The organism is Roseibium litorale, assembly GCF_014842915.1.
GTDB lineage: Bacteria > Pseudomonadota > Alphaproteobacteria > Rhizobiales > Stappiaceae > Roseibium > Roseibium litorale.
The window spans coordinates 746,422-766,639 of sequence record NZ_JACYXI010000001.1; the positions used below are offsets into that span (position 1 = coordinate 746,422).

The 20,218-nt window shown below is 59.1% G+C and carries 22 protein-coding genes; 9 read left to right on the plus strand and 13 right to left on the minus strand.

The window, feature by feature from the left end:
- Positions 1-132: 132 nt before the first annotated feature.
- Together IG616_RS03660 and IG616_RS03665 are read right to left on the minus strand one after the other, a co-directional pair.
- A complete protein-coding gene (locus IG616_RS03660; protein WP_192146457.1) occupies positions 133-795 on the minus strand; it encodes an FAD-binding oxidoreductase in 663 nt (220 codons plus the stop codon).
- A 72-nt stretch (positions 796-867) separates the two neighbouring features.
- Positions 868-1,914, minus strand: coding sequence for a Gfo/Idh/MocA family protein (locus IG616_RS03665; protein WP_192146459.1), 1,047 nt, complete (start codon positions 1,912-1,914; stop codon positions 868-870).
- Positions 1,915-2,089: 175 nt separating this feature from the next.
- Here IG616_RS03665 and IG616_RS03670 point away from each other — a divergent pair, with 175 nt between their 5' ends.
- The 4 genes from IG616_RS03670 (at position 2,090) to IG616_RS03685 (ending at position 6,093) form a co-directional block, all read left to right on the plus strand.
- The gene (locus tag IG616_RS03670; RefSeq protein ID WP_192146461.1) at positions 2,090-3,442 is read left to right on the plus strand and encodes a TadE/TadG family type IV pilus assembly protein; all 1,353 of its coding nucleotides are present in this window, start codon (positions 2,090-2,092) and stop codon (positions 3,440-3,442) included.
- A 155-nt stretch (positions 3,443-3,597) separates the two neighbouring features.
- Positions 3,598-4,749, plus strand: a complete 1,152-nt coding sequence (locus tag IG616_RS03675) for a fumarylacetoacetate hydrolase family protein (RefSeq protein ID WP_192146463.1) — start codon at positions 3,598-3,600, stop codon at positions 4,747-4,749.
- 148 nt (positions 4,750-4,897) lie between these two features.
- Positions 4,898-5,401, plus strand: coding sequence for a MarR family winged helix-turn-helix transcriptional regulator (locus IG616_RS03680; RefSeq protein ID WP_192146465.1), 504 nt, complete (start codon positions 4,898-4,900; stop codon positions 5,399-5,401).
- Positions 5,398-6,093 carry a GNAT family N-acetyltransferase gene (locus tag IG616_RS03685; protein ID WP_192146467.1) on the plus strand — a complete coding sequence of 232 codons (696 nt, stop codon included), beginning with the start codon at positions 5,398-5,400 and terminating at the stop codon, positions 6,091-6,093. The genes IG616_RS03680 and IG616_RS03685 overlap by 4 nt, the downstream gene beginning before the upstream one ends.
- A 4-nt stretch (positions 6,094-6,097) precedes the next feature.
- Here IG616_RS03685 and IG616_RS03690 read toward each other — a convergent pair whose 3' ends face one another.
- Entirely contained in the window at positions 6,098-7,393 is a 1,296-nt protein-coding gene (locus IG616_RS03690; RefSeq protein WP_209007250.1) for an NAD(P)/FAD-dependent oxidoreductase, read from the minus strand.
- Positions 7,394-7,424: 31 nt separating this feature from the next.
- Complete coding sequence (locus tag IG616_RS03695; protein WP_192146471.1) at positions 7,425-8,747, minus strand: NAD(P)/FAD-dependent oxidoreductase; 1,323 nt, start codon at positions 8,745-8,747, stop codon at positions 7,425-7,427.
- A gap of 246 nt (positions 8,748-8,993) precedes the next feature.
- Between IG616_RS03695 and IG616_RS03700 the strand changes: the two genes are divergently transcribed.
- A complete protein-coding gene (locus IG616_RS03700; protein ID WP_192146473.1) occupies positions 8,994-9,218 on the plus strand; it encodes a hypothetical protein in 225 nt (74 codons plus the stop codon).
- A gap of 31 nt (positions 9,219-9,249) precedes the next feature.
- Here IG616_RS03700 and IG616_RS03705 read toward each other — a convergent pair whose 3' ends face one another.
- The 4 genes from IG616_RS03705 to IG616_RS03720 all read right to left on the minus strand — a co-directional run bounded on the left by IG616_RS03705 (position 9,250) and on the right by IG616_RS03720 (position 12,147).
- Complete coding sequence (locus IG616_RS03705) at positions 9,250-9,567, minus strand: c-type cytochrome (RefSeq protein WP_343072333.1); 318 nt, start codon at positions 9,565-9,567, stop codon at positions 9,250-9,252.
- Between the two features lie 92 nt (positions 9,568-9,659).
- Positions 9,660-10,055, minus strand: coding sequence for a Cu(I)-responsive transcriptional regulator (cueR, locus tag IG616_RS03710; RefSeq protein ID WP_192146477.1), 396 nt, complete (start codon positions 10,053-10,055; stop codon positions 9,660-9,662).
- A 246-nt stretch (positions 10,056-10,301) separates the two neighbouring features.
- Positions 10,302-11,426: a Gfo/Idh/MocA family protein gene (locus IG616_RS03715; protein WP_192146479.1), complete on the minus strand. Its 1,125-nt coding sequence runs from the start codon at positions 11,424-11,426 to the stop codon at positions 10,302-10,304.
- A 10-nt stretch (positions 11,427-11,436) separates the two neighbouring features.
- Positions 11,437-12,147, minus strand: a complete 711-nt coding sequence (locus IG616_RS03720; protein ID WP_192146481.1) for a GntR family transcriptional regulator — start codon at positions 12,145-12,147, stop codon at positions 11,437-11,439.
- 103 nt (positions 12,148-12,250) lie between these two features.
- Between IG616_RS03720 and IG616_RS03725 the strand changes: the two genes are divergently transcribed.
- Genes IG616_RS03725 through IG616_RS03735 form a run of 3 tightly spaced genes read left to right on the plus strand, consistent with a single transcriptional unit; the run spans position 12,251 to position 14,819 of the window.
- Positions 12,251-13,405 (plus strand): LLM class flavin-dependent oxidoreductase, encoded by a 1,155-nt coding sequence (locus IG616_RS03725; protein ID WP_192146483.1) that lies wholly within the window; start codon positions 12,251-12,253, stop codon positions 13,403-13,405.
- Positions 13,405-14,295, plus strand: a complete 891-nt coding sequence (locus IG616_RS03730) for an aldo/keto reductase (protein WP_192146485.1) — start codon at positions 13,405-13,407, stop codon at positions 14,293-14,295. Before IG616_RS03725 ends, IG616_RS03730 begins: the two co-directional genes overlap by 1 nt.
- Positions 14,295-14,819 carry a flavin reductase family protein gene (locus IG616_RS03735; RefSeq protein WP_192146487.1) on the plus strand — a complete coding sequence of 175 codons (525 nt, stop codon included), beginning with the start codon at positions 14,295-14,297 and terminating at the stop codon, positions 14,817-14,819. Before IG616_RS03730 ends, IG616_RS03735 begins: the two co-directional genes overlap by 1 nt.
- Before the next feature lie 278 nt (positions 14,820-15,097).
- Here the strand turns inward: IG616_RS03735 and IG616_RS03740 are convergent, their stop codons facing one another.
- The 5 genes from IG616_RS03740 to IG616_RS03760 all read right to left on the minus strand — a co-directional run bounded on the left by IG616_RS03740 (position 15,098) and on the right by IG616_RS03760 (position 18,987).
- The gene (locus IG616_RS03740; RefSeq protein ID WP_192146489.1) at positions 15,098-15,556 is read right to left on the minus strand and encodes an IclR family transcriptional regulator domain-containing protein; all 459 of its coding nucleotides are present in this window, start codon (positions 15,554-15,556) and stop codon (positions 15,098-15,100) included.
- 79 nt (positions 15,557-15,635) lie between these two features.
- Positions 15,636-16,475, minus strand: coding sequence for a fumarylacetoacetate hydrolase family protein (locus tag IG616_RS03745; RefSeq protein ID WP_192146491.1), 840 nt, complete (start codon positions 16,473-16,475; stop codon positions 15,636-15,638).
- Positions 16,476-16,499: 24 nt separating this feature from the next.
- A complete protein-coding gene (locus tag IG616_RS03750; protein ID WP_192146493.1) occupies positions 16,500-17,240 on the minus strand; it encodes an SDR family oxidoreductase in 741 nt (246 codons plus the stop codon).
- Positions 17,241-17,594: 354 nt separating this feature from the next.
- Positions 17,595-18,668 carry a Gfo/Idh/MocA family protein gene (locus IG616_RS03755; protein WP_192146725.1) on the minus strand — a complete coding sequence of 358 codons (1,074 nt, stop codon included), beginning with the start codon at positions 18,666-18,668 and terminating at the stop codon, positions 17,595-17,597.
- Positions 18,658-18,987, minus strand: a complete 330-nt coding sequence (locus IG616_RS03760) for an L-rhamnose mutarotase (protein ID WP_192146495.1) — start codon at positions 18,985-18,987, stop codon at positions 18,658-18,660. The genes IG616_RS03755 and IG616_RS03760 overlap by 11 nt, the downstream gene beginning before the upstream one ends.
- A gap of 350 nt (positions 18,988-19,337) precedes the next feature.
- Between IG616_RS03760 and IG616_RS03765 the strand changes: the two genes are divergently transcribed.
- Positions 19,338-20,174, plus strand: a complete 837-nt coding sequence (locus IG616_RS03765) for an amidohydrolase family protein (protein WP_192146497.1) — start codon at positions 19,338-19,340, stop codon at positions 20,172-20,174.
- Positions 20,175-20,218: the final 44 nt, after the last annotated feature.

Here is a 20,218-nt window from a genome sequence, read left to right on the forward strand (position 1 = left end):
TCCGCATCTCCGCGTGTTGAATGGTGGAATCCGGGGATCTTTTGCCGGTCTTTTACGGGAGATTGGATGCGGGGGCAATGGGGCAAGCCCGGGTTGGTACTATCTCCCCATCGCCTCGCTCCTCAGAAGAGATCACTCGCTCAAATTCAGCGCATCCGCCTTGATGCCCATCTTTTCCAAGGTCTCCTGCACGGCATCCATCATGGGCGGCGGGCCGCAGAGGTAGAAGCGTTTGTCGCGGCCAGAAACCAGTTCGCGCAGGAGTTCCTCATCCACGCGTCCGTGGTAGGTGCCAGCGGTGTCAGCCTTGGAGAGCACATGGTCGACCTTCAGGCCCGCCATTGCGTCCAGCTCTTCCCGGCAGATGATGTCGTCCTCGGTCTTGTTGGCAAAGATCAGCTGATTGCCGGCAAGCTCGCCCTTGCGGCGCAGCTCGCGCAGGATGGCCAGGAAAGGCGTAATGCCTGCGCCACCGGCAATGAAGACCCCCTCTCCCTCATAGCGGAAGGTTTCGAACGGCTGGTCGATCAGAAGAGCGTCGCCAGCATTCAGCTTGTGCAGCTCTTCCGTCATACCATCGTGCTCCGGATAACCCTTGATGGTGAACTCAAGGGTCTCCGCATCCGGCAGCGATGTCATGGTGAAGGGGTGCCCGTCGTCCCGGCATCCCTCCTTATCGAGAGCAAGCTCCGTTGCATCGCCGACCTTATAATCAAAGCCCTGCGGGCGCTTAAGCGTGAACCGCTTCACGTCATGGGTGATGGTTTCGACAGCGAGAATTTCCGTTTTCTGCATGACACACCTCTTTGTTTCCCTGGAAAGACAACGAGGCAAGACCGGATCGGGTTCCAATCCGTGGCGGCGAACTCAGCTGCTGCGAATGATGACAGGCCTTTCCTCCCGCGCCGATTGGAGAATGGCCTCTATCACCTTGAGCGCCTGAAGCCCATCGCGGGCAGTCACGCGCGGGGCCTCCTCTCCCCGGATGACACCAGCAAAATGACGCATCTGGCGGACCAGCGGATCCTCGAAGGAATAGGCCTGCTGAGAGGCATCGATCGGCTCCCACCAGCCGCGCGCCTGTCCCTGATGCCAAAGCTTCAGGGCGGGCAGCTCCAACGAGCCGTGGGTTCCGCCTATCAGATAGCAGGCCTCGCCCGTGGGCGGATAGGCGGGGTTTTCCCGTGCCGTCAGCTCCCAGCTCCAGGGCGCAACGGCGGTATCGGAAATGTTGGCTGTGCCCAGCGCACCACTTTCAAACACAAAGCTCACCACGGCGCTGTCCTCCACCGCGTGCCCGCGGATACGGCGGCTTGAAAAACAGCTGACCTTTTCGACCGGCCCGCAAAGATGCTGCATCAGATCAATATCGTGGATGAGATTGGTATAGACCGGCCCAGCGCCCGGCTGGCGGCGCCAGTCCGGAGCAAAATAATCTTCCGGCTTGAACAGCCAGCCCATGACATTGACCGAAACGACCTGTCCAAAACGCCCCTCACCGATGAGGGTCTTCGCCTTTTCGATCAGAGGATTGTAGCGCCGGTGGTGCCCGGCAAGCAGCGGCACGCCCGCCAACTCGCCAGCCATGACCAGCCGCTCGCCCTCGTCAGACCCGACCGCGACCGGTTTTTCCACCAGCGCCGGAATGCCCGCCTCAACAGCCTGAAGGCCATTGGCCACATGCGCCTGATTGGGTGTGGCTATCACCAATCCATCTGGACGGTCAGCCTCGATAAGCTCTGAAATACCCGGATACCAGGGAACGCCCAGCTCCGCCGCATAGGCTTTTGCAACGTCTCCCGGATCCGCGATTGCGGCGAGGCGGGCCGCCCCCCCGGTCTGCGCTATGGCCGAGATGTGTTTCCGCCCGATCATCCCGGCACCTGCGACGGCGATCCTGACTGCCTCACCCATGATCAAGTCCTCCCGCCCATCAGATTGGGCCGGAGCCAACGCCCTGCGCAAGGCCGAAATCACGCGGCGCGCGGGTCAAGTGCAGTGAGGTTCAGAGGTCCAGACAAAGCAAAATTCACGGAACTTTAGTACATATATTTGAAAATTACTTTAGATCAACAGCGATTATATCTAAATGTTTCCAGTATTAAGAAGAAAAATCAAGGAAGACCAAGGATCAGTTCTCCCTATATTCGCAGTAATGATTCTGCTTGTAACTGTCACAGCAGGAGCGGGCATCGATTTTGCGCGCGCAGTCAATCTGCGGGAAAAGCTCAGCATTGCGCTGGACGCCTCTGCCTTGACGCTTGCGGTCGAACTTTCGACCAGCACCATGACCGATGATGAAATCACCTCGTCGCTGCGAAAGGTGTTCGCCGCCAACTTTTTTGACGACACCTACTTGGAAACAGCACTCGCCAATCTCAGCTACACGCTCGACACGGATGAAGGCACGGTTGACATTTCGACAAAGGCCGCCGTGCCGACAACCTTCATTCAACTCGGCGGGATAGGGCCGGAAACGCTGACTGTCAGCGTCAACACCGAGGTCGCTTTCTCACAGTATGAAGTCGAACTCGCGCTGGTTCTGGACGTGACAGGGTCCATGAGAAGCGACATCAGCACCTTGCAGGAAGCGACGGAGAGCCTTGTCGACACGCTGATTTCGGAAACCGCAACAAGCTCCACCAGCAAGGTCAAGATCTCTATCGTCCCCTACAGCCAGGGCGTCAATCTTGGCAGCTATGCCTCCACGGTCAGCAATGGCAATGCCTCCAGCAATTGCGTGACCGAGCGTCTTGGCGAAGCGCAATATACGGACGATCCATACGATTACACGCCTGACGATGCCACTGCGGTCAGCGATACCTATTTCGGCGGCGGCAGCAGCAGCTGCCCCAGCAGCAAGATGACACTTCTGCCGCTGACGAGCGACCGGGACGATCTGATGGACAAGATCGATGACTTGGCAGCCAGCGGCGGCACAGCTGGGCAAACCGGTGTCGCTTGGGGATGGTACACGTTGTCGCCCAACTGGGCTGATCTCTGGCCGTCGGAGAGCGCCCCCTCGGACTATGACGAGGACGGAGTGATCAAATTCGCCGTCATCATGACTGATGGCGACAACAATGCCTATTACGGACTGGAGACAACCAAGACCTGCACCCGTTCCGGCGGCGGCTTTGGCCATGGGAATTCAAGCCAGACCTGTACAACCTCGACCAACTGGGCCGGATATAGCGAGAACGAAGGCTATAACAACACGTCCTCGACACGGGCACGGACACTTTGCACGGCCATGAAGGAAAAAGGCATCACTGTTTACGGGGTCTATTTCGGTACCAACAGCAGCTCTGCTGGAGCCTTGAACATGAGCGCATGCGCCAGCAGCAGTTCGAACTTCTATCTGGCCTCCTCAAGCTCTGAGCTGATCAGCGCCTTTGGTAATATCGCCAAGACCATTCAGGCGATCCGCCTGACCAAGTAGCCCTGTGAATTGCGGAATTTTCGTTAGGGTGCGGAGCCAAAACGTACCGGCCTGCAGCCAGCCGGTCTTGCGGCCGACGGCCTTCCCCTCCTAGAGTTCGGCCCAAGAAACAATCTTCACGCAAAGCGTGCAGGATTAAAACCGGGAGGACAGCAATGGGAAGCGCTTTGACCGCAGGAGATATCCTGCCACAAGAAGCAGATGCACTGCTCGTGGGGCGGGTATGGGATGAAGCCGCAGCGGGCCCCTCTCCTGTGCTCGTGGATGGCTCCAGCCTGCGTGATCTTTCGAAGCTTGCCCCCACGATGTCAGCCCTGCTGGAGCTGCCGGATCTGATTGCCCGCCTTCAGGACAAGTCCGCCTATCCCCTCCTGGGGGAGCTGGATGAGTATATTTCCGGCAGCAAAGGCCTGCTGCTCGCTCCATGCGACCTTCAGGCGGTCAAGGCCGCTGGCGTCACCTTCGCAGACAGCATGCTGGAGCGGGTGATTGAAGAACAGGCCAAGGGAGACCCGAAGCGCGCTGATGAAATCCGCGCAAGGCTTGCGCCCGTCATCGGCGAAAACCTGAAAGGCGTAAAGGCCGGATCGGACAAGGCTGCAGAGGTGAAAAAACTTCTGCAGGAAATGAACCTCTGGTCCCAGTATCTGGAAGTCGGCATTGGCCCGGATGCGGAGATCTTCACCAAGGCTCCAGCCATGGCGTCCGTGGGCTGTGGGGCTAAGGTGGGCATCCACCCCATTTCCGACTGGAACAATCCGGAACCCGAAGTGGTTCTGGCCATTCGTTCAGACGGCCAGATCGTGGGAGCGACGCTCGGCAATGACGTCAATCTGCGAGATGTGGAAGGCCGCTCCGCTCTTCTGCTTGGTAAGGCTAAGGACAACAATGCCTCTTGCGCCATCGGCCCCTTCATCCGGCTTGTGGATAAGAGTTTTGAAGTTGCGAATATCGGCACTCTGGACGTGTCGCTGAAAGTGACCGGCGATGACGGCTTCGAAATGTCCGGCGTGTCTCACATGTCCGCCATCAGCCGCTCGCCGGAAACCCTTGCGTCCCAGACATTGAACGCCAATCACCAGTATCCGGACGGTGCCATGCTGTTCCTCGGCACCATGTTCGCCCCGACCAAGGATCGGCGCGGCGCAGGGCAAGGCTTTACCCATGAGACGGGTGACAGGGTGGAGATCTCCTCTCCGCGTCTTGGCAGCCTGATCAACTGGGTGGACCGGACCGACCGGATCACTCCCTGGACCTTCGGCATTGGCGCTCTGATGGCGAACCTGGCAAAGCGGGGCTTGCTCTGAGTTCAGCTCGGTTGGCGCTGGTCCATCGGGGCAAAGGACCAGCGCACCTCACCTCCAGCTAGACCCTTTCCAGAGCGGTCTGCGTCAAAATACGCTTGCGCTTATTTATATACTAAGTTATATATCTTGTTATTATTTTGGAGGAACAATGGTGGAAGACGTCATCCGCGCATTGGGGCACGCGACGCTGGGCAGCCGGTTGCGAAGGCTAGGAGAGCGGCTGCAGGCAGAGGCCCAGGAGCTGACTGGTCTGTTGACAGGAGAGGAGCTCCCCTCCCCCCACCATACCGTTCTGGGGGCGCTCAGCCGCAACGGCCCAATGAATATCGGCGATCTCGCAGTCTGCCTTGGGCAAGCCCAGCCGGGGGTGACGCGCATGATCGGCAAGATGAAAACCGCCGGCCTCGTCATCGCACACACCGATCTTTCAGACCGGCGCGTGAGCACCATTCACCTGACGGAGAGGGGCAAAAAGCGGATTGCGGAGCTGGAGGCCCTCCATTGGCCCGCTGTCGAAGCAGGTGTCGCAACGCTCTGTGGGCAGCTTGAAGGCAGCCTGCTTGATCAGCTGACTGGCCTTGAAACCCTGCTCAACGAAAAATCCCTGAAGCAGCGCGTTCTTGAAGCGCAATCGCAAGAGAATGAACCATGACCCAGTCTGATGATCCTCTGGAAAAAGTTGTCTGGAATTCCCTTTCCAGCCGCCATTCCCGTTTCGCTCTTGGCACAGACAAGGCAAAGCGGTTCAACCCGGACATCTCCCCCTTTGCGGCAACAGGGGATAACACGCGTGAGAGCCTTCAGGATCTTGCCTCCCTGCTTTCCGGTTCCCAGGACGAAGTCTACTTCATTCAGGTCCAACCGGTCTGTCTCCCGGATGAGATGGAACTGCGCATGAAGGCAGACGGGTTGCTGCTGGTCAGGGAGCGCGATGCTCCGGACCTAGCATGCGGTCATGTGATCCAGGATCTTGGCCCGGCAGATGCGGAAGAGATGCTGGATCTTGCGCTCCTGACCAAACCTGGCCCCTTCAAGCTCAGAACACGGGAACTCGGCCGCTTTATCGGTGTGCGGATCGATGGCAGGCTTGCCGCAATGGCGGGCGAGCGGATGAGCCTGGAAGGATACACGGAAGTCAGCGGCGTCTGCACTCACCCCGATTTCCGCAGCAAGGGCCTTGCTGCCGCCCTGTCTGATGAAGTCAGCAGACGGATCGCCGCGCGTGGGGACACGCCCTTCCTGCACTCCTACGCCAGCAACGAGGGGGCCCTGAAGCTTTACCGCAAGCTGGGATTTGCAGTCCGGCATCGCGTCAACGTGGCAATTGCTGGTTTGCGCGGGTAAGGCGTCAGCGGTCCCTGATTCCATACCAGCCATAGGCTCCGAGGAGATACAGCTGGCGCAAGGCAGGCAAGGGAAACTTGCGGGGAGCTGAGCCAAGAACAAGAGGCAAATCCTGGGGCTTCACCTGACCCAGGATCATCCCTCCCACCTTTTCCCCGCAAAGAGACGCCATGGCAACACCGCTGCCATGATACGCAAGTGACGCGAATACGCCGTCCATTCCCGGCACAGGCCCGGTGAAGGCTGTCCGGTTGCGGTTAAGGGCAACATGCCCGTGCCAGGCATATTCGGTTTCCACATTCGCCCAGGCCGGAAACATGCGCTCGAAATCCGCCCGCCCGCGCATCTGCATACGCTTCAAGGCCTCTGGCGTCTCGAAGATGCCGCCGCGCGTGCCGAACAAAAACCTCCGGTCCGGCATCAGTCTGAAATAATGCAGCAAGGTCCGGGTGTCCGCTGCCATGAGACCCGAGGTCCAGCCCTGCTCCGACAACTCGTCATCGCTCAAAGGCCGCGTGACAAGAATCGAGGACATCACGGGCAGCAACCTGCCAGAAAGCCAGGCGGGCGCGCCCTCGCGGCTATAAGCATTGCCGGCAAGAAGAACCCGTGGCGCACGGACACTGCCAAGGCGTGTCACTAAGCGCCAATCGCTGCCCTCGCGTTTCATGCTAGTCACTTCCGAATGCGCAAATATGCGGGCGCCAAGATTCCGAACCTTGCCGGCCAACGCCAGGACATAGCGCAAGGGATGCAGGGCAAAGCCCTGAGGCACATGCATCGCGCCGTGAAACTCAGGTCCGGACAGGCCGCGCCTTGCCGCTTCTTCTCTGCTCAGCACCCGCGCCCCCAGCCCGAAATTGCTGTTCAGATACTCGGCCTCAGGGGCAAAGCCTTCAAAATCCTTGGGCCTGTGAGCCAGATAGACCTCACCGCGCGAATGGCGGGCAGCGTCCACATCCCAGCTTGCCAGCCGCTCGCCCACCAGATCCATCGCTTCGCATTGATAAGCGACAAACCGCCGGGTTTCGTCCAGACCATATTGGCGCACAAGATCAGGGTAATTACGTTTGGTGCCACCAAAGCAGCAGAACCCTCCATTTCGCCCGGAAGCCCCCCAGCCCACCCGGCGCGCATCCAGAACACAAACGGACACGCCGCAAGCGGCGAGTTTGAGCGCTGCGGAAAGCCCCGTATATCCGGCACCAATGATGGCAACGTCGAAACGGGCATCCCCGACAAGCTGGCGGTCTTCCTTGATGGCACCGGCGGTCGCTTCCCAATAGCTGCCAGCTGTCATCCCTTCTTTTTCGCCAACCTGCCCCATCCGTTCAGATCCCCAGCTTGTCGCGCAGGGAAAACCAGGTCATGGCCAGAAGCAGAAGCGGGAACCGGAGCCTGTCGCCGCCAGGGAAAGCAGGAATCCGGAGGCTCTCGAAAATATCGAACCGTTCCTCGCGCCCGCTGATGGCTTCGGCAACAATCCGTCCCGCCAGCGTACCCATAGCGACCCCATGGCCGGAATAGCCGGTGGCAGTCAACACATTCGGCGCAACTCTCGCGAAATAGGGCATCCGCTTTGTCGTGATGGCAAGTGTGCCGCCCCAGCCATAGTCGATCCGGGCATCCTTCAGCTGCGGGAAAATATCGAGCATGGGCTTGCGGACAAAACTCTTGATGTCCTCCGGAAAACGGTAGCCGTAGTTCTCCCCACCGCCGAACAGCAGCCGCCGGTCGGCTGAAAGCCGGAAGTAGTTGATCACAAACTTGCTGTCGGCCACGGCCGCATTGTTCCGGATAAGGTCCTCCGCCTCGCTTTCGGCAAACGGCTCCGTCGCAATGATGAAGTTGTTGATCGGCATGACATGGGATGCGGTTGTCCGGTCCAGCCTGCCGAGATAGCCGTTGCAGCCCAGCACAAGATGCCTGGCTAGAACCGATCCTTGAGCCGTCGTGACGGTAACGCCTGCACCGGTCGTCTCGTAGGATTCCGCCTTGGACATCTCAAAGATCTGAGCGCCAGATCTGGCCGCCACGGCAGCAAGACCTAGCGCAAAATTCAGCGGATGAAGATGCCCGGCGCCAAGATCGATCGCACCGCCGAAATAGGCCGGGCTGCCAACCGCATGGCGCATTTTTTCTTCATCGAGAAACCGGATCTTGTCGTAGCCATAAACCTCCAGCAGGTGGTCCACATATTCGCGCGTTTCCGGCACCAAGCCGGGGCGATGAACCGCCTCGATGATCCCCGGAGCGTAGTCGCACTCAATGGAATGACGCACGATGAGATCCTGGACGACGGCCTTGGATTCCTCACCCAGCGCCCATAGCCGGCGGGCATGGTCAATACCATACCGGTTTTCGAGCGTTATCTGGTCCGTGCGCTGACCCGAGCCCACCTGGCCGCCATTGCGTCCGGAAGCCCCCCAACCAACCCTGTTGGCCTCAAGCAGCACAACTGAAAGGCCCCGCTCGACAAGATGGAGAGCTGCCGACAGGCCGGTATAGCCCCCTCCGACCACACAGACATCGCAGCGGATCTCTCCGGCCATCTGGGGATACCGCTCACGCCTGTTTGCTGTCGCAGCATAATAGGAGGGCGCGTGCTGTCCGGCGGTGTCGTTCGCAGTCAGGAGGTCAAGCGATCGGGACATGATGGTTTCAGGCTTGAATTTGGATGTGACAGGCTCTGGCAAGACCTTCAAACGCCTGACCCGATTTTGCAAGCCATAAGGACAAGTTGCGGCAACTTTACCAGAAATTCCAATCAGCTACCGGCCACATACCCACCTGTTCCCAGCCGGAAACGATTGCGCAAGGCGGGTGCGCGAAGCTTGCCGATAGGTTACACCCAAACCAATTGGCAAATTTCAAAGCCTGAAGGAAGCGGGAGAAAAACCATGATCAAGAGCAACACCTACCATCCGTTCTTCCGCCCGCTCTGGCGCCGGATTGCCCTGGTTGCGTCCTGTCTGCTCTGGGCAGGCTTCGAGGCCTATATGGGCAACAGCTCCTGGGCCCTCATCATGCTGGCAATCAGCGCCTATGCGGCTTGGGCCTATCTTTTCGCCTGGCAGGAGCCGGAAACGGCCACTGAAGACAAAAAGCCTGGCAGCCAGCCGTAAATGGCAACTCTCTCTTCGGCAGCCCAGCGTCTCAGAAGATGCCATTTGCCTTTTGCAAGGTCCGCACATAGGTAACGATCTGAACAAGCTCATCATCGGTGACATCCGGCACCGGCGGCATGTTCCCGAATGGCCAGTGATGCGCCCTGACGCCACGCCTTGCGGCGATAACAAAGGCCATGTCGCCATGATGGTTCGGTTCATAAATCTTGTGAATCAGAGGGGGCGCAACACCATCCTGACCGGCGGCGTTCTTGCCATGACAGACCGCGCAATTGCCGTTGAAGGCAATCTCGCCTTCAGCCGCGGGACCTGAAAGCTCCGGCACTTTGACGGAGACGATCGGCACCCCTGTCTTCCCTCCCTCCTGCGGCTGAGGTTTGACCAGATACCAAGCAGCACCGGCAGCAACAATCAACGCAGATACAATGACCAATCGGTTCAGGCGCATGGTCCCCCCGCAAGATCGTTGATAATCGGGCAGTCCGGACGCCGGTCTCCGTGGCAGGAATGCGCAAGAGCGCTCAAGGTCGCTTTCAGCTCCGTCAGTTCCTTGATCTTCTGATCGATCTCGTGAACCTTCGCCTCGGCGATGGCTTTCACATCTGCACTGGCCCGGTGCTTGTCGTCATAAAGAGACAGCAGCAGGCGGCACTCCTCAATGGTGAACCCGAGGCTGCGGGACCTTTGCAGAAACCGCAGGCGGTGCACGTCGATTGGCGAATAGTCACGGTAACCGTTCTCCGAACGCAGAGGATTGATCAGGCCGATTTCCTCATAATAGCGGATGGTCTTGCGGGGCAATTTCGCTTGCTCCGCAGCGTCGCCAATGTTCATCCCTCCACCTCCTTTAAGAACCACTTCCGAGAGGCAGGACGAGTGGCCTCTCGCGGCAGCTGCGCGTTGCCGATGGGGTCCATCCCAGCCTCAGCGCAACTCATACAGTCATAAAGGTTCCAGCAACCGGAAGGTCAAGGCGTAGAAAGTCTGGCGCGCATCAAACCATCCTTCAAATACCAACGCCGTACCCGTGCGTTTAAGCAAAGCGGACGCGGCGTTCAGAACTGTATCCGTTCTGGAAGGTCAAGCAGCCGTGGCGCGGGCGGCCAGATCCTTCAGGAGAACGGCTTGCCCTGTGCGGGCGGACTCCTGCGCTGCCATCCCCATCAGCACGGCCATGCTTCCATCCTGAACCGTCACTTCCGGAGCGGACTTCTGTCCTCGCACCACAGCCAGGAACCCTTCGTGCTGATAGAAGGTAGAACCGTTGTGGTCGCCTGCGGCCAGCAATTTCGGATCAACCGGAATTTCCAACACGCGCGGGCCTTTCGGATTGCGGGGGCTGACAATGACCTGAGGCACGGGCGGCTCACCCAGGTGCTCCGGCCAGAACCGGCCCGGACCGGGAACCAGTGCTTCAATCTTACCCACTGGCCCAACAGCAGAGATTTCCTCCTGATACCTTGCACCTTCTGCGAACATGCAAAGTTCAAGAAGCGCGCGGGCACCGTTTTCAAAATCAACGATCACATAACCATTATCGAGAATATCCGGCGTCTCGCCGTCATAGCGCTCGTCCAGATGATTGGCGTTCTGCCCAGCAGAAGCCATCACCCGCACCGGATCCGATTTCAGGATGAAGCGCATCAAGTCGAAGAAGTGGCAGCATTTCTCGACGAAGGTTCCGCCAGTATTGCGATTGAACCGGTTCCAGTTGCCGACTTTCTCCAGGAACGGAAACCGGTGTTCGCGGATCGTCAGCATCTTGATTCCACCAGTTGCTTGCTCTGCCTGCTCGACGAGAGCCGCCACGGGAGGCATGTAGCGGTATTCCATCGCCACCCAGACCGGTGCCGGATAGCTGGCGCGGAACGCTTCGATCTTGGCCAGATCCGCCGGATCGGTAAAAAGCGGCTTTTCAACCAGCACCGGCAGCGGACGGGTGGCTCGGATTTCCTCAAGCTGTTCGGCATGGCGGAAATTGGGGCTGGCGATCAGAAGACAATCCAGCTCCTCGACCTTGAGCAACTCGGCAATCGAGGAGGTGAAGACCGCTTCGGGCGCCAGCTCACGCGCGGCAGCCGCCATCCCGGTATCCGGCTCGTAGATCGCGGCGACGCGGGTGCCCGGCAGCAGCGCAATATTGCGCAGATGCTCCTGCCCCATCATGCCGCAGCCGATGATGCCGTAATTCGTCAGTCCGGACATTTTTCACTCCTCATTTCAGGCGCTGCACATAGAGCGCCTTGTCCGTGTCGAACCATGTTTTGGAAAACTCGACGGGCTTGCCGCCGTCCGCCCAACTCAAGCGCTCAATATAGCCGGCGATGGTGCCAGGCTTCTTGCCAAAGGCCTCCGGCGCCCAGTCCGGCACGCTACCTATGCCCACCCGGTCCTCAGCACGGGTGATCCAGAAGCCCAGCTGCTTGCGGTAATAGTGATAGAGAGAATCGGAGAGCTGATCGGCCCGCACCTCACCAGCACCCGCATCCAGCCAGATCTCTTCCACGGCAATGGTAGTGTCATTCAGATAGCGCAGACGGCGCACGCGCGAGCCTCTGGTCGAAGTGCCGAATGCAGGCAGTTCTTGAGGTTTCTCTACGGACTGCACATCCAGATTGTCCGCTCGCGGCAAGCCCCCGCCCTCCAGAAGCTCAAGCCGGAACATCGCATAGACACTGTCCGTCTGCGGTTGCTGGCGGATATAGTTTCCCGAGCCTTGGACCCGCTCCAAAAGCCCCTTGTGAGTCAATTCCGCCAAGGCCTTGCGCAGCGTTCCGACCGAGATACCGAGGCTGGCAGCCATGTCCCGTTCGGGTGGCAATCGTTCACCATCGATCAGGCGCCCAGCAGCAATATCACGGATCAGCAGCTCGCTGATCTGGACGTAGATCGGCAGTGCATTCGGGTTCTGAACTCGGCCTGTCATAGGGCGCGGCAACCTGTCACCAGCAAAATTGATACACTATTGATTTACATCAAGGCGAATGCTACGCAAGTGGAAATCACACTAAAAGCGTTGGGAGGAAGGAATGACGATCGTCCCGGTAACATCCGCGGACCTTGATGCCGCCGAGGTGTCCTGGTTTGCCGCCTTGTGCTCGGATGACTACCAGTTCCTGGGCATTCCCGATGGTGACCTGCGCTCGTCCTGGGAGCATTGTTCAACAATCGTGAAGACTGCCGAAGAGCAGGGTTTCCGTAACATCCTGTGCCCATCCTCATATCAGGTTGGGCAGGACACCCTGTCCTTTGTTGCTGGCTGCGCGCCCATCACCAACCGCATCAACATGCTGGCAGCAGTCCGCTGCGGCGAAATGCAGCCGATCATGCTGGCCCGCACCATCGCGACCCTCGACCACATGCTGAAAGGCCGCCTGACCGTCAACATCATCAGCTCCGATTTTCCGGGAGAGAAGGCCGACAGCGCCTACCGCTATCAGAGGTCCCGTGAGGTCGTCGAGATCCTGAAACAGGCCTGGACGCAGGACGAAATCAATTACCAGGGTAAGGTCTATAACTTCAGCAGCCTCACCACAGACCCCGCCCGCCCCTACCAGACCGGCGGCCCCCTACTCTATTTCGGCGGCTACTCGCCGGATGCACTGGAACTGTGCGGCCAGCATTGCGACGTCTACTTGATGTGGCCGGAAAAGAAGGAAGAGCTGGCAGGGCGCATGCAGGCGGTCAACGCCGTTGCAGAGCGCTATGGCCGCACCCTCGACTACGGTCTGCGCGTTCACATGATCGTCCGCGACACCGAGCAGGAAGCGCGGGACTACGCCGATTACATCGTCTCCAAGCTGGATGACGATTATGGCCGCGCCATCCGCGAACGGGCCCTTGATGCTGGCTCGCTTGGCGTGAGCCACCAGGCCAAGAACCGCGAAATCGCGGACCAGTATGGCTATATCGAACCGAACCTTTGGACCGGTGTTGGCCGTGCCCGGTCGGGCTGCGGCGCAGCCCTTGTCGGCTCGACCGATCAGGTCATGTCGAAGATTGAGGAATACCAGAAGATGGGCATCCGGGCCTTTATCTTCTCCGGCTATCCGCATCTGGATGAAGCCCGCCATTTTGGCCGCCGCGTGCTGCCCAACCTGAAAACCTGCTCACTGCCCCATGCCTATGGCCGGGTTCCGGCAGAAATACCCGCAACACCCCTTGGAACTGGAGACCGCCGCTAATGGACCGCATCAAACTGACACCCGATCTGGAGTTCAGCCGGCTGGTCTACGGCATGTGGCGCCTGAAGGATGACCCCGATACGTCACCTGCTCATGTGGAAGCCAAGATTCAGTCCTGCCTGGATCAGGGCATTACCACCTTCGATCAGGCCGATATTTATGGCGGGTACCAGGCAGAAGCGGTCCTGGGCGGTGCGCTGAAAGCCAATCCGGCCCTGCGTCAGCGCATGGAAATCGTCACGAAGTGTGGCATCATCACCCAGGCCGGCCGTCACTCCGGCGCACGCGTGACCCATTACAACACGTCCCGTGAGCACATCGAAAGCGCGGTGAATACGTCCCTGTCCGAAATGGGCATCGATCACATCGACCTGCTGCTGATCCACCGCCCGGATCCTTTCATGGATCACCATGAGACGGGCGCCGCCCTGGATGACCTGGTAAAATCGGGCAAGGTGTGCTCCGTTGGCGTTTCCAACTTCCGCCCATGGGATTGGGAGCTGCTGCAATCAGCCATGTCCTCGAAGCTGGCGACCAACCAGATCGAGATCAGCCTTGCCGAAATCCAGCCCTTTACCAATGGTGACCTTGCCTTCCATCAGCGCCTTGGCACGAAACTGATGGCGTGGTCACCGCTTGGCGGCGGCTCCCTGATGACCAATGACGGCAAGCTGGGACATGTCATGGACGAATTTGCGTCCATCTTTGGTGTTGACCGGTCCGCAGTCGCCGTTGCTTTCCTCCTTGCCCATCCGGCGGGGCTTCTCCCTGTCCTGGGCACCAACAATCTGGAGCGCATCGGCAAGATCTCGGACGCCCTCAAGGTCAAGCTCGACCGGGAAGGCTGGTACCAGCTCTACGAAGCAGCCCTTGGCAAAAAGGTTCCCTGATGACGATGCAGACACGCGATCTCCCGGTTTCCTTTGCTCCGGTTCAGGAAAACACACGCCTGTTGCGCGACGCTTTCGGCCGGTTTGCAACCGGGGTGACCGTCGTGACTGCCCCCTCTCAGGACGGCCCGGTGGGTATCACCGCCAACAGCTTTTCCTCCGTCTCACTGGACCCGCCGCTGGTCCTGTGGGCGCCGGATAAAGGGTCCCGCCGCTTCCAGTATTTCGAAGCGGCGGAGCATTACGCGATCCATGTGCTCAGCCACGAGCAGGCCGCGCTTTGCGAGGGCTTTGCGCGCAATGCCCACGCCTTCGAGGCGCTGGACTTCGACCTGAACGCCCAAGGCGTGCCGCTGATCAGCAACTGTCTGGCCCGGTTCGAATGCGCGCGATTTGCAGCGTATGAGGGTGGCGATCATCTGATTGTTCTGGGCCGCGTCGAGAAGGCGGAAATGCGCGATGGCGACGCCTTGACCTTTTTTGCGGGAAAGCTGGGCCAGGTGCCTCTGCGGGCAGAAAACTGAGAGGAGCTTAAGCGCCGGGACCGCTCAAGGTCCGAGGAAAAAACCCGGTCCCTGCTCCCTGGCGGGGGGATTAGGTGCAGGGACCAGGCAGTTTGCAGGCTGAAGGGGAGGCATCCCTCGAAGACCGTCAGGTGTGTGAGCGGTACAGCTCTGCAAGAGCTCCAGACAAGCGGGCCAGCAGGTGAGCCGCCAATCAATGTTCCTCATATGTTCTTTTCTTTAGTGGCTTGTCAAGCCGTCTTTGGACCTGTGTGTCCCGCAAGCTGGTTGCTTGAACGTCAGTCTGAATGGACCGAGGCCCCAAGTTGCCGGGAAATGCTGCGGCAGACCTCCAGCAAAGCCTCGCGGCATTCATCTGCCGATTTGATCGACGTGCCCGAAAGCCGTTTGATGAAGGGAATGGTCAGGGCCGCAATCACCTTGCCAGAGAAGTCGCGGATCGGTGCAGAAATGTTCTGAACCCCTTCGATGGTGAGCGAAGCATTGCCGCAATTGCCCTTCTCACGCACATCGGCGAGCCCATCGATAAATTCCGTCCTGCGGTTGTCCGGGCCATCCGCCAGATCAAGCAGAGAGGCAAGCGCCCGCCCATCCATCCAGGCAGCGAGCACCCGGCCGGACGCCGTGTCGAACAAAGGAATCTGCGCGCCGAGCCGCACGGAGGTGATGTTGTTGTCCTGGCAATCGACCTGGGCAATCACCAGAACCTTGCCGGAATGAAGAATGGCAAGATGCACAAGAAGAAACCTCCTTTGTCATCAACCTCGCCCGGCGTCTCCGCCGGGCTTTCAAAAAGCTTCTGTGTCCTTGGAACGATCAGACGTCCTTGATGCAGACCTGCTTCTGTGTGCCGAGGTTCTGGATGCCCAGTTCGACCACATCGCCTTCCCTGAGGTAGACCGGCGGCTTCATGCCGAGGCCCACACCCGGAGGCGTACCGGTGGAAATGATGTCGCCCGGCTGCAGCGTAAAGAACTGCGACAGATAGGAAATCAGGAACTTGACGCCATAGACCATCGTGCTGGTCGAGCCATCCTGATAGCGCTTGCCGTTGACTTCGAGCCACATATGCATGTTCTGCGGATCGCCAGCCTCATCCGGCGTTACCAGCCAGGGGCCGGTCGGGCCGAAATTGTCCGAGGACTTGCCCTTGGACCACTGACCAGAGCGCTCGATCTGATAGGCGCGCTCGGAGACGTCGTTGATCACGCAGTAACCGGCAACGTGATCGAGAGCATTTTCTTCGCTCACATATTTCGCGGCCTTGCCGATGACGAAGCCGAGTTCGACTTCCCAGTCGGTCTTCTCAGAACCGCGCGGAATGATGATCGGATCATTCGGACCGCAGATTGCCGAGGTATATTTCGCGAAGATCACCGGCTCCGGCGGAACCTCCATGCCGCTTTCGGCAGCGTGGTCGGAATAGTTGAGACCGATACAGATGAACTTGCCCGTGCCGCCAACACAAGGACCGAGGCGCGGATTGCCTTCCACCACCGGCAGCTTGGACACATCGACCGACTTCAGTTCGTCCAGACGGGTCAGAACATCGCCGGCGATATCCGGCACAACGCCGGACAGGTCGCGGATCTTGCCTTCGTCATCAAGAAGGCCCGGCTTTTCCGCACCCTTTTCGCCATAACGCAGAAATTTCATGGATTTCTTTCCTTCAGATCAAACTTAAGTGGTCCAGCCGCCATCGATAATATGTTCGACACCGGTGGTGAAGCTGCTTTCGTCAGAGGCCAGATAGGCAACCAGCGCGGCCACTTCCTCGACGCGGCCAAGGCGGCCCATGGGCTGGCGCGCAGTGAATTGCTTCAGCGCGCCTTCATAGTCGCCCGTATCACGCAGGCGCTGATGCAGGCTCGGGCTTTCAATTGTGCCCGGACAGATCGAGTTGCACCGTATGCCCCGTGTCACATAGTCAGCAGCAACGGAGCGCGTCAGACCGACAACAGCGGCCTTCGATGCGGAATAGATGCAACGGTTGACCGGCCCGGTCTTCGGACCTGCAACCGACGACATGTTGATGATCGAACCGCCCCCATTTTCCAGCATGCCCGGCAGGAAGGCCTGGATCATATGAAACTGAGCCTTCACATTAAGATTGAAGGCAAAGTCCCACTCATCATCCTTAGCCTGTTCAACCGTGCCGGCATGAACGACCCCGGCACAGTTGAAGAGGATATTGAGCGTTCCAACGTCCTCGGCCAACTGTGCAATGGCAGGCTTGTCGAGCACATTGAGAACACGGGTTTCGATCCCTGCGTTGTCCTCAATCTCTTTCAGAAGGTCGGCGTTGATATCCGTGGCAATAACGCGTGCGCCTTCCGCGGCCATACGCAGGGCCGAAGCCCGCCCGATCCCCTGCCCGGCCGCCGTCACCAGCGCCGTCTTGCCTTCCAGTCGTTTCATCATGTCTTCCTTGGCTGAACCCCTTTGAGACCGGATGCGGCAGGCCGCCGTCCGGATGGGACAAAGGTCTTTTAGGTGAGGGTAAAGTGCCGGACGCGGCGAGCTTCCGGACGTGTGATCTGATTGGAATGCCTGATGGGCAAACAGCCTTGATGTATCTCCAAGTGTTGGCCGGGGATGATGCTCCTGGCCTTGCGATCTCCTTCGAACCATTGGATGTTGCCCGGCAGATTGCGACAATTATCAAGACGAGCGCAAACCCCCATTCCTGGTGGGGTCCTCAAACCGGCAGGTACCCGGGCTTGGCGCGCTGAGCATACGCACTCAGTGAAGATTGCTGTGCTCATCCTCTTGCGCTCAGCTTCTCTTGGCCAAAGGCGTGGCCGGTGCGGCGCTGCTTTCATAAGCAGCCTCAACCAGGGCCATCGTGTTCCAGGCATCAGCCACCGAGCCCTCAAGCGCCGCATCTTCGCCTGTCGCGAAGCGCTGAACCTGCGTCATCCGGCCGACAAAGGCCTCGATAAACCAGTTGCCCTTCAACGGCACCTGCACCCAGTCCGATCCGCCCTTGGGATGAATCCACAGCTCGTCCGGCTCGCCCTTGGGATAGTCCAGGTTGACGCCAAGCTTCATGTAGGCGGCGCCTGCCGTTCCGCAGATCCGGAACTCGCAAGCCTGATATTTCCGGCCGAAGCTGTGATTGTGATTGATGGACAGGCTGCAGCGGATCGTATCGCCGTAGTCGAGAATGGCCGAGGTCCGGCTTTGTGAGATCTTCGAGGACGGATGTCCGAGGGTTTTGGCATGAACCCCCAGTGGATCACCCAGAATGTCGCGGATCGTGTCGAGATAGTGGATCGAGTGCAGCAGGATCTCCACCCGCGGCAGGTCCATGAGGAACTGCCAGAGGTGCCAGGGCGTATCGAGCGCCAGCCAGGCATCGAAGTCGACCACCTCGCCCAGCCAGCCCTTGGCAATAGCATCCTTGAGCGCCAGGGTCATCGGTGCGAAGCGGAGCTGGAAATTCACCGCCGCCTTGATATTGCGCGCCTCGCAAATATCCAGAATACGGCTAGCCTCCGAGAGGTCCGACCCCATCGGCTTCTGGATCAGCACAACAGACCCTTCCGGCAGGTTTTCCAGAATGCCCGGAATAGCAACCGGCGGCACGGCAAGATCAAAGACCGCCCCTTCCACGGCCAGAGCTTCCTCGCGGCTGGTAAAAGCACGGGTTCCAAAGGCTTCCGCCACACTGGCTGTCTTGTCAAAATCCGGATCAAAGATCCCAGCGCTCTGGAACCCCGCCTGGCGATAAGCGGGCAGATGGGCATCGGACACGATGGAGCCTGCCCCGAAGGTCACAATTGGACGGCTTGTCCGGGGCTGCTCAACACTCTGGCGCAGGCTCTTTGGATCAAACTCATTCATGATGGAAAACCTCTTCCATCTCAGCCCACCACTCGCCTTCCTTCCGGGTTGCGAGCGGGCGCTGCAGAGGACCGCAAATGGCCCACCAGCGGCGGGTTTCCGGGTCAGCGGCCATCTTCGCCATATCGGCAGCGTAATCAGTCCCGTGGTATTCGAAATAGGAGAACAGCAGGTTCTCAGGTTCCTTCAGGAAAATCGTGTAGTTGCGGATATTGCAGTCGGAAATCTTCGCCAGCACGCCTGGCCAGGCAGCAGCATGCAGGCGTTTATATTCCTCTATACCTGCCCCATCGAGGCCGATCACGGCGCCCTTGCGTTCCATTACATTCCTCCCAGCCTGCGAACCTTATGGGTCCTTGTCCGTTCCAGATGTGACCGGTTGCAGGAACCTCCCAGGCCCCACCGATTCACATATCAGGCAGGCAGATATAAACAGGAGCAAACCTGTTTCGCCAGATAAACCGATTGAATATCAGTACGGAACGGCATCACACCACATTCCACACCCGCACAAACCATCCGGAAACCCGGAGGTCTCGCGATGTTCCCTGCAGACAAATTCCGTCAGAAAAACAGCAGCTTGTGCTCAGCCTTGACTCAATTACGCACCGCCTATCAACTCCAGTGAGACGCGAGCGGTCTGGATTTCGGGCCCAAGGGAGGAGCCGCTTCATGCTGATAGACACCCATCTCCACCTCGTTGACCGGGACCAGTTGTCCTACCCTTGGCTGGCGGATGTCCCCGCGCTTGACCGAGACTGGACTTATGATTCCTACGAGACAGTGGCTCGTCGGATAGGGATATCGGGAGCCCTCCATATGGAGGTTGATGTCCATGAAGACAGCATCGGCCAGGAAACGGAAATGGTCGGCCAGTTGATGAACAGGCCAGGAAGCCTGATCAAAGGCGCAATAGCCAGCGGCCGTCCGGAGTCCCCGGATTTCGCGGCCTACCTGGACAGTCTGGACAGGAAAACCGTGAAGGGTCTGCGCCGGGTTCTGCATGTCGTCCCTGATGACCTGTCGCAGGCACGGCTTTTCCGGAAGAACATTCGCAGGCTCGCCTCAAAGTCCCTGCCTTTCGACATTTGCATGCTGCAGAGGCAGCTGCCCTTGGCTGCGGCGCTGGTTGATGCGGCTCCGGATGTTGTTTTCGTCCTGGACCACTGCGGCGTTCCGGAAATGACGACAGACAGTTTCGCGGACTGGAAGAACAAGATCACGGAGCTTTCCAAGCGTCCCAATCTCAACATCAAGATATCCGGCATCGTCGCCTACACCGGTGGCGACTTCACGCTTGAGCGGTTACGCCCCTATGTTGAATATGCGATCGGTGCTTTCGGCTGGAACCGCGTTGTCTGGGGCTCGGACAGCCCGGTCTGCACCCTTGGCGGTGCCAATCTGGAGACCTGGGTCGCGTCGACATATGCGCTGACCCTTGGCTGCAGTGCCGACGAACGCACTGCCTTTTTCAGCGAAAATGCCAGACGGATCTGGCAACTGGACTGACAGAAAATCCCTGAAAGTTCCCAGGAATGGAAAACCCGCCAGCG

Bases quoted from the DNA above. Each gene is read 5' to 3' on its own strand.
- IG616_RS03725 (WP_192146483.1), top strand. From the start codon at position 12,251: ATGACGATCGTCCCGGTAACATCCGCGGACCTTGATGCCGCCGAGGTG.
- IG616_RS03680 (WP_192146465.1), top strand. From the start codon at position 4,898: ATGGTGGAAGACGTCATCCGCGCATTGGGGCACGCGACGCTGGGCAGC.
- IG616_RS03685 (WP_192146467.1), top strand. From the start codon at position 5,398: ATGACCCAGTCTGATGATCCTCTGGAAAAAGTTGTCTGGAATTCCCTT.
- cueR (WP_192146477.1), bottom strand. From the start codon at position 10,055: ATGAACATTGGCGACGCTGCGGAGCAAGCGAAATTGCCCCGCAAGACC.
- IG616_RS03660 (WP_192146457.1), bottom strand. From the start codon at position 795: ATGCAGAAAACGGAAATTCTCGCTGTCGAAACCATCACCCATGACGTG.
- IG616_RS03730 (WP_192146485.1), top strand. From the start codon at position 13,405: ATGGACCGCATCAAACTGACACCCGATCTGGAGTTCAGCCGGCTGGTC.
- IG616_RS03700 (WP_192146473.1), top strand. From the start codon at position 8,994: ATGATCAAGAGCAACACCTACCATCCGTTCTTCCGCCCGCTCTGGCGC.
- IG616_RS03690 (WP_209007250.1), bottom strand. From the start codon at position 7,393: ATGACAGCTGGCAGCTATTGGGAAGCGACCGCCGGTGCCATCAAGGAA.
- IG616_RS03760 (WP_192146495.1), bottom strand. From the start codon at position 18,987: ATGGAACGCAAGGGCGCCGTGATCGGCCTCGATGGGGCAGGTATAGAG.
- IG616_RS03675 (WP_192146463.1), top strand. From the start codon at position 3,598: ATGGGAAGCGCTTTGACCGCAGGAGATATCCTGCCACAAGAAGCAGAT.
- IG616_RS03745 (WP_192146491.1), bottom strand. From the start codon at position 16,475: ATGAAATTTCTGCGTTATGGCGAAAAGGGTGCGGAAAAGCCGGGCCTT.
- IG616_RS03670 (WP_192146461.1), top strand. From the start codon at position 2,090: ATGTTTCCAGTATTAAGAAGAAAAATCAAGGAAGACCAAGGATCAGTT.
- IG616_RS03765 (WP_192146497.1), top strand. From the start codon at position 19,338: ATGCTGATAGACACCCATCTCCACCTCGTTGACCGGGACCAGTTGTCC.
- IG616_RS03720 (WP_192146481.1), bottom strand. From the start codon at position 12,147: ATGACAGGCCGAGTTCAGAACCCGAATGCACTGCCGATCTACGTCCAG.
- IG616_RS03695 (WP_192146471.1), bottom strand. From the start codon at position 8,747: ATGTCCCGATCGCTTGACCTCCTGACTGCGAACGACACCGCCGGACAG.
- IG616_RS03735 (WP_192146487.1), top strand. From the start codon at position 14,295: ATGACGATGCAGACACGCGATCTCCCGGTTTCCTTTGCTCCGGTTCAG.
- IG616_RS03665 (WP_192146459.1), bottom strand. From the start codon at position 1,914: ATGGGTGAGGCAGTCAGGATCGCCGTCGCAGGTGCCGGGATGATCGGG.
- IG616_RS03750 (WP_192146493.1), bottom strand. From the start codon at position 17,240: ATGATGAAACGACTGGAAGGCAAGACGGCGCTGGTGACGGCGGCCGGG.
- IG616_RS03715 (WP_192146479.1), bottom strand. From the start codon at position 11,426: ATGTCCGGACTGACGAATTACGGCATCATCGGCTGCGGCATGATGGGG.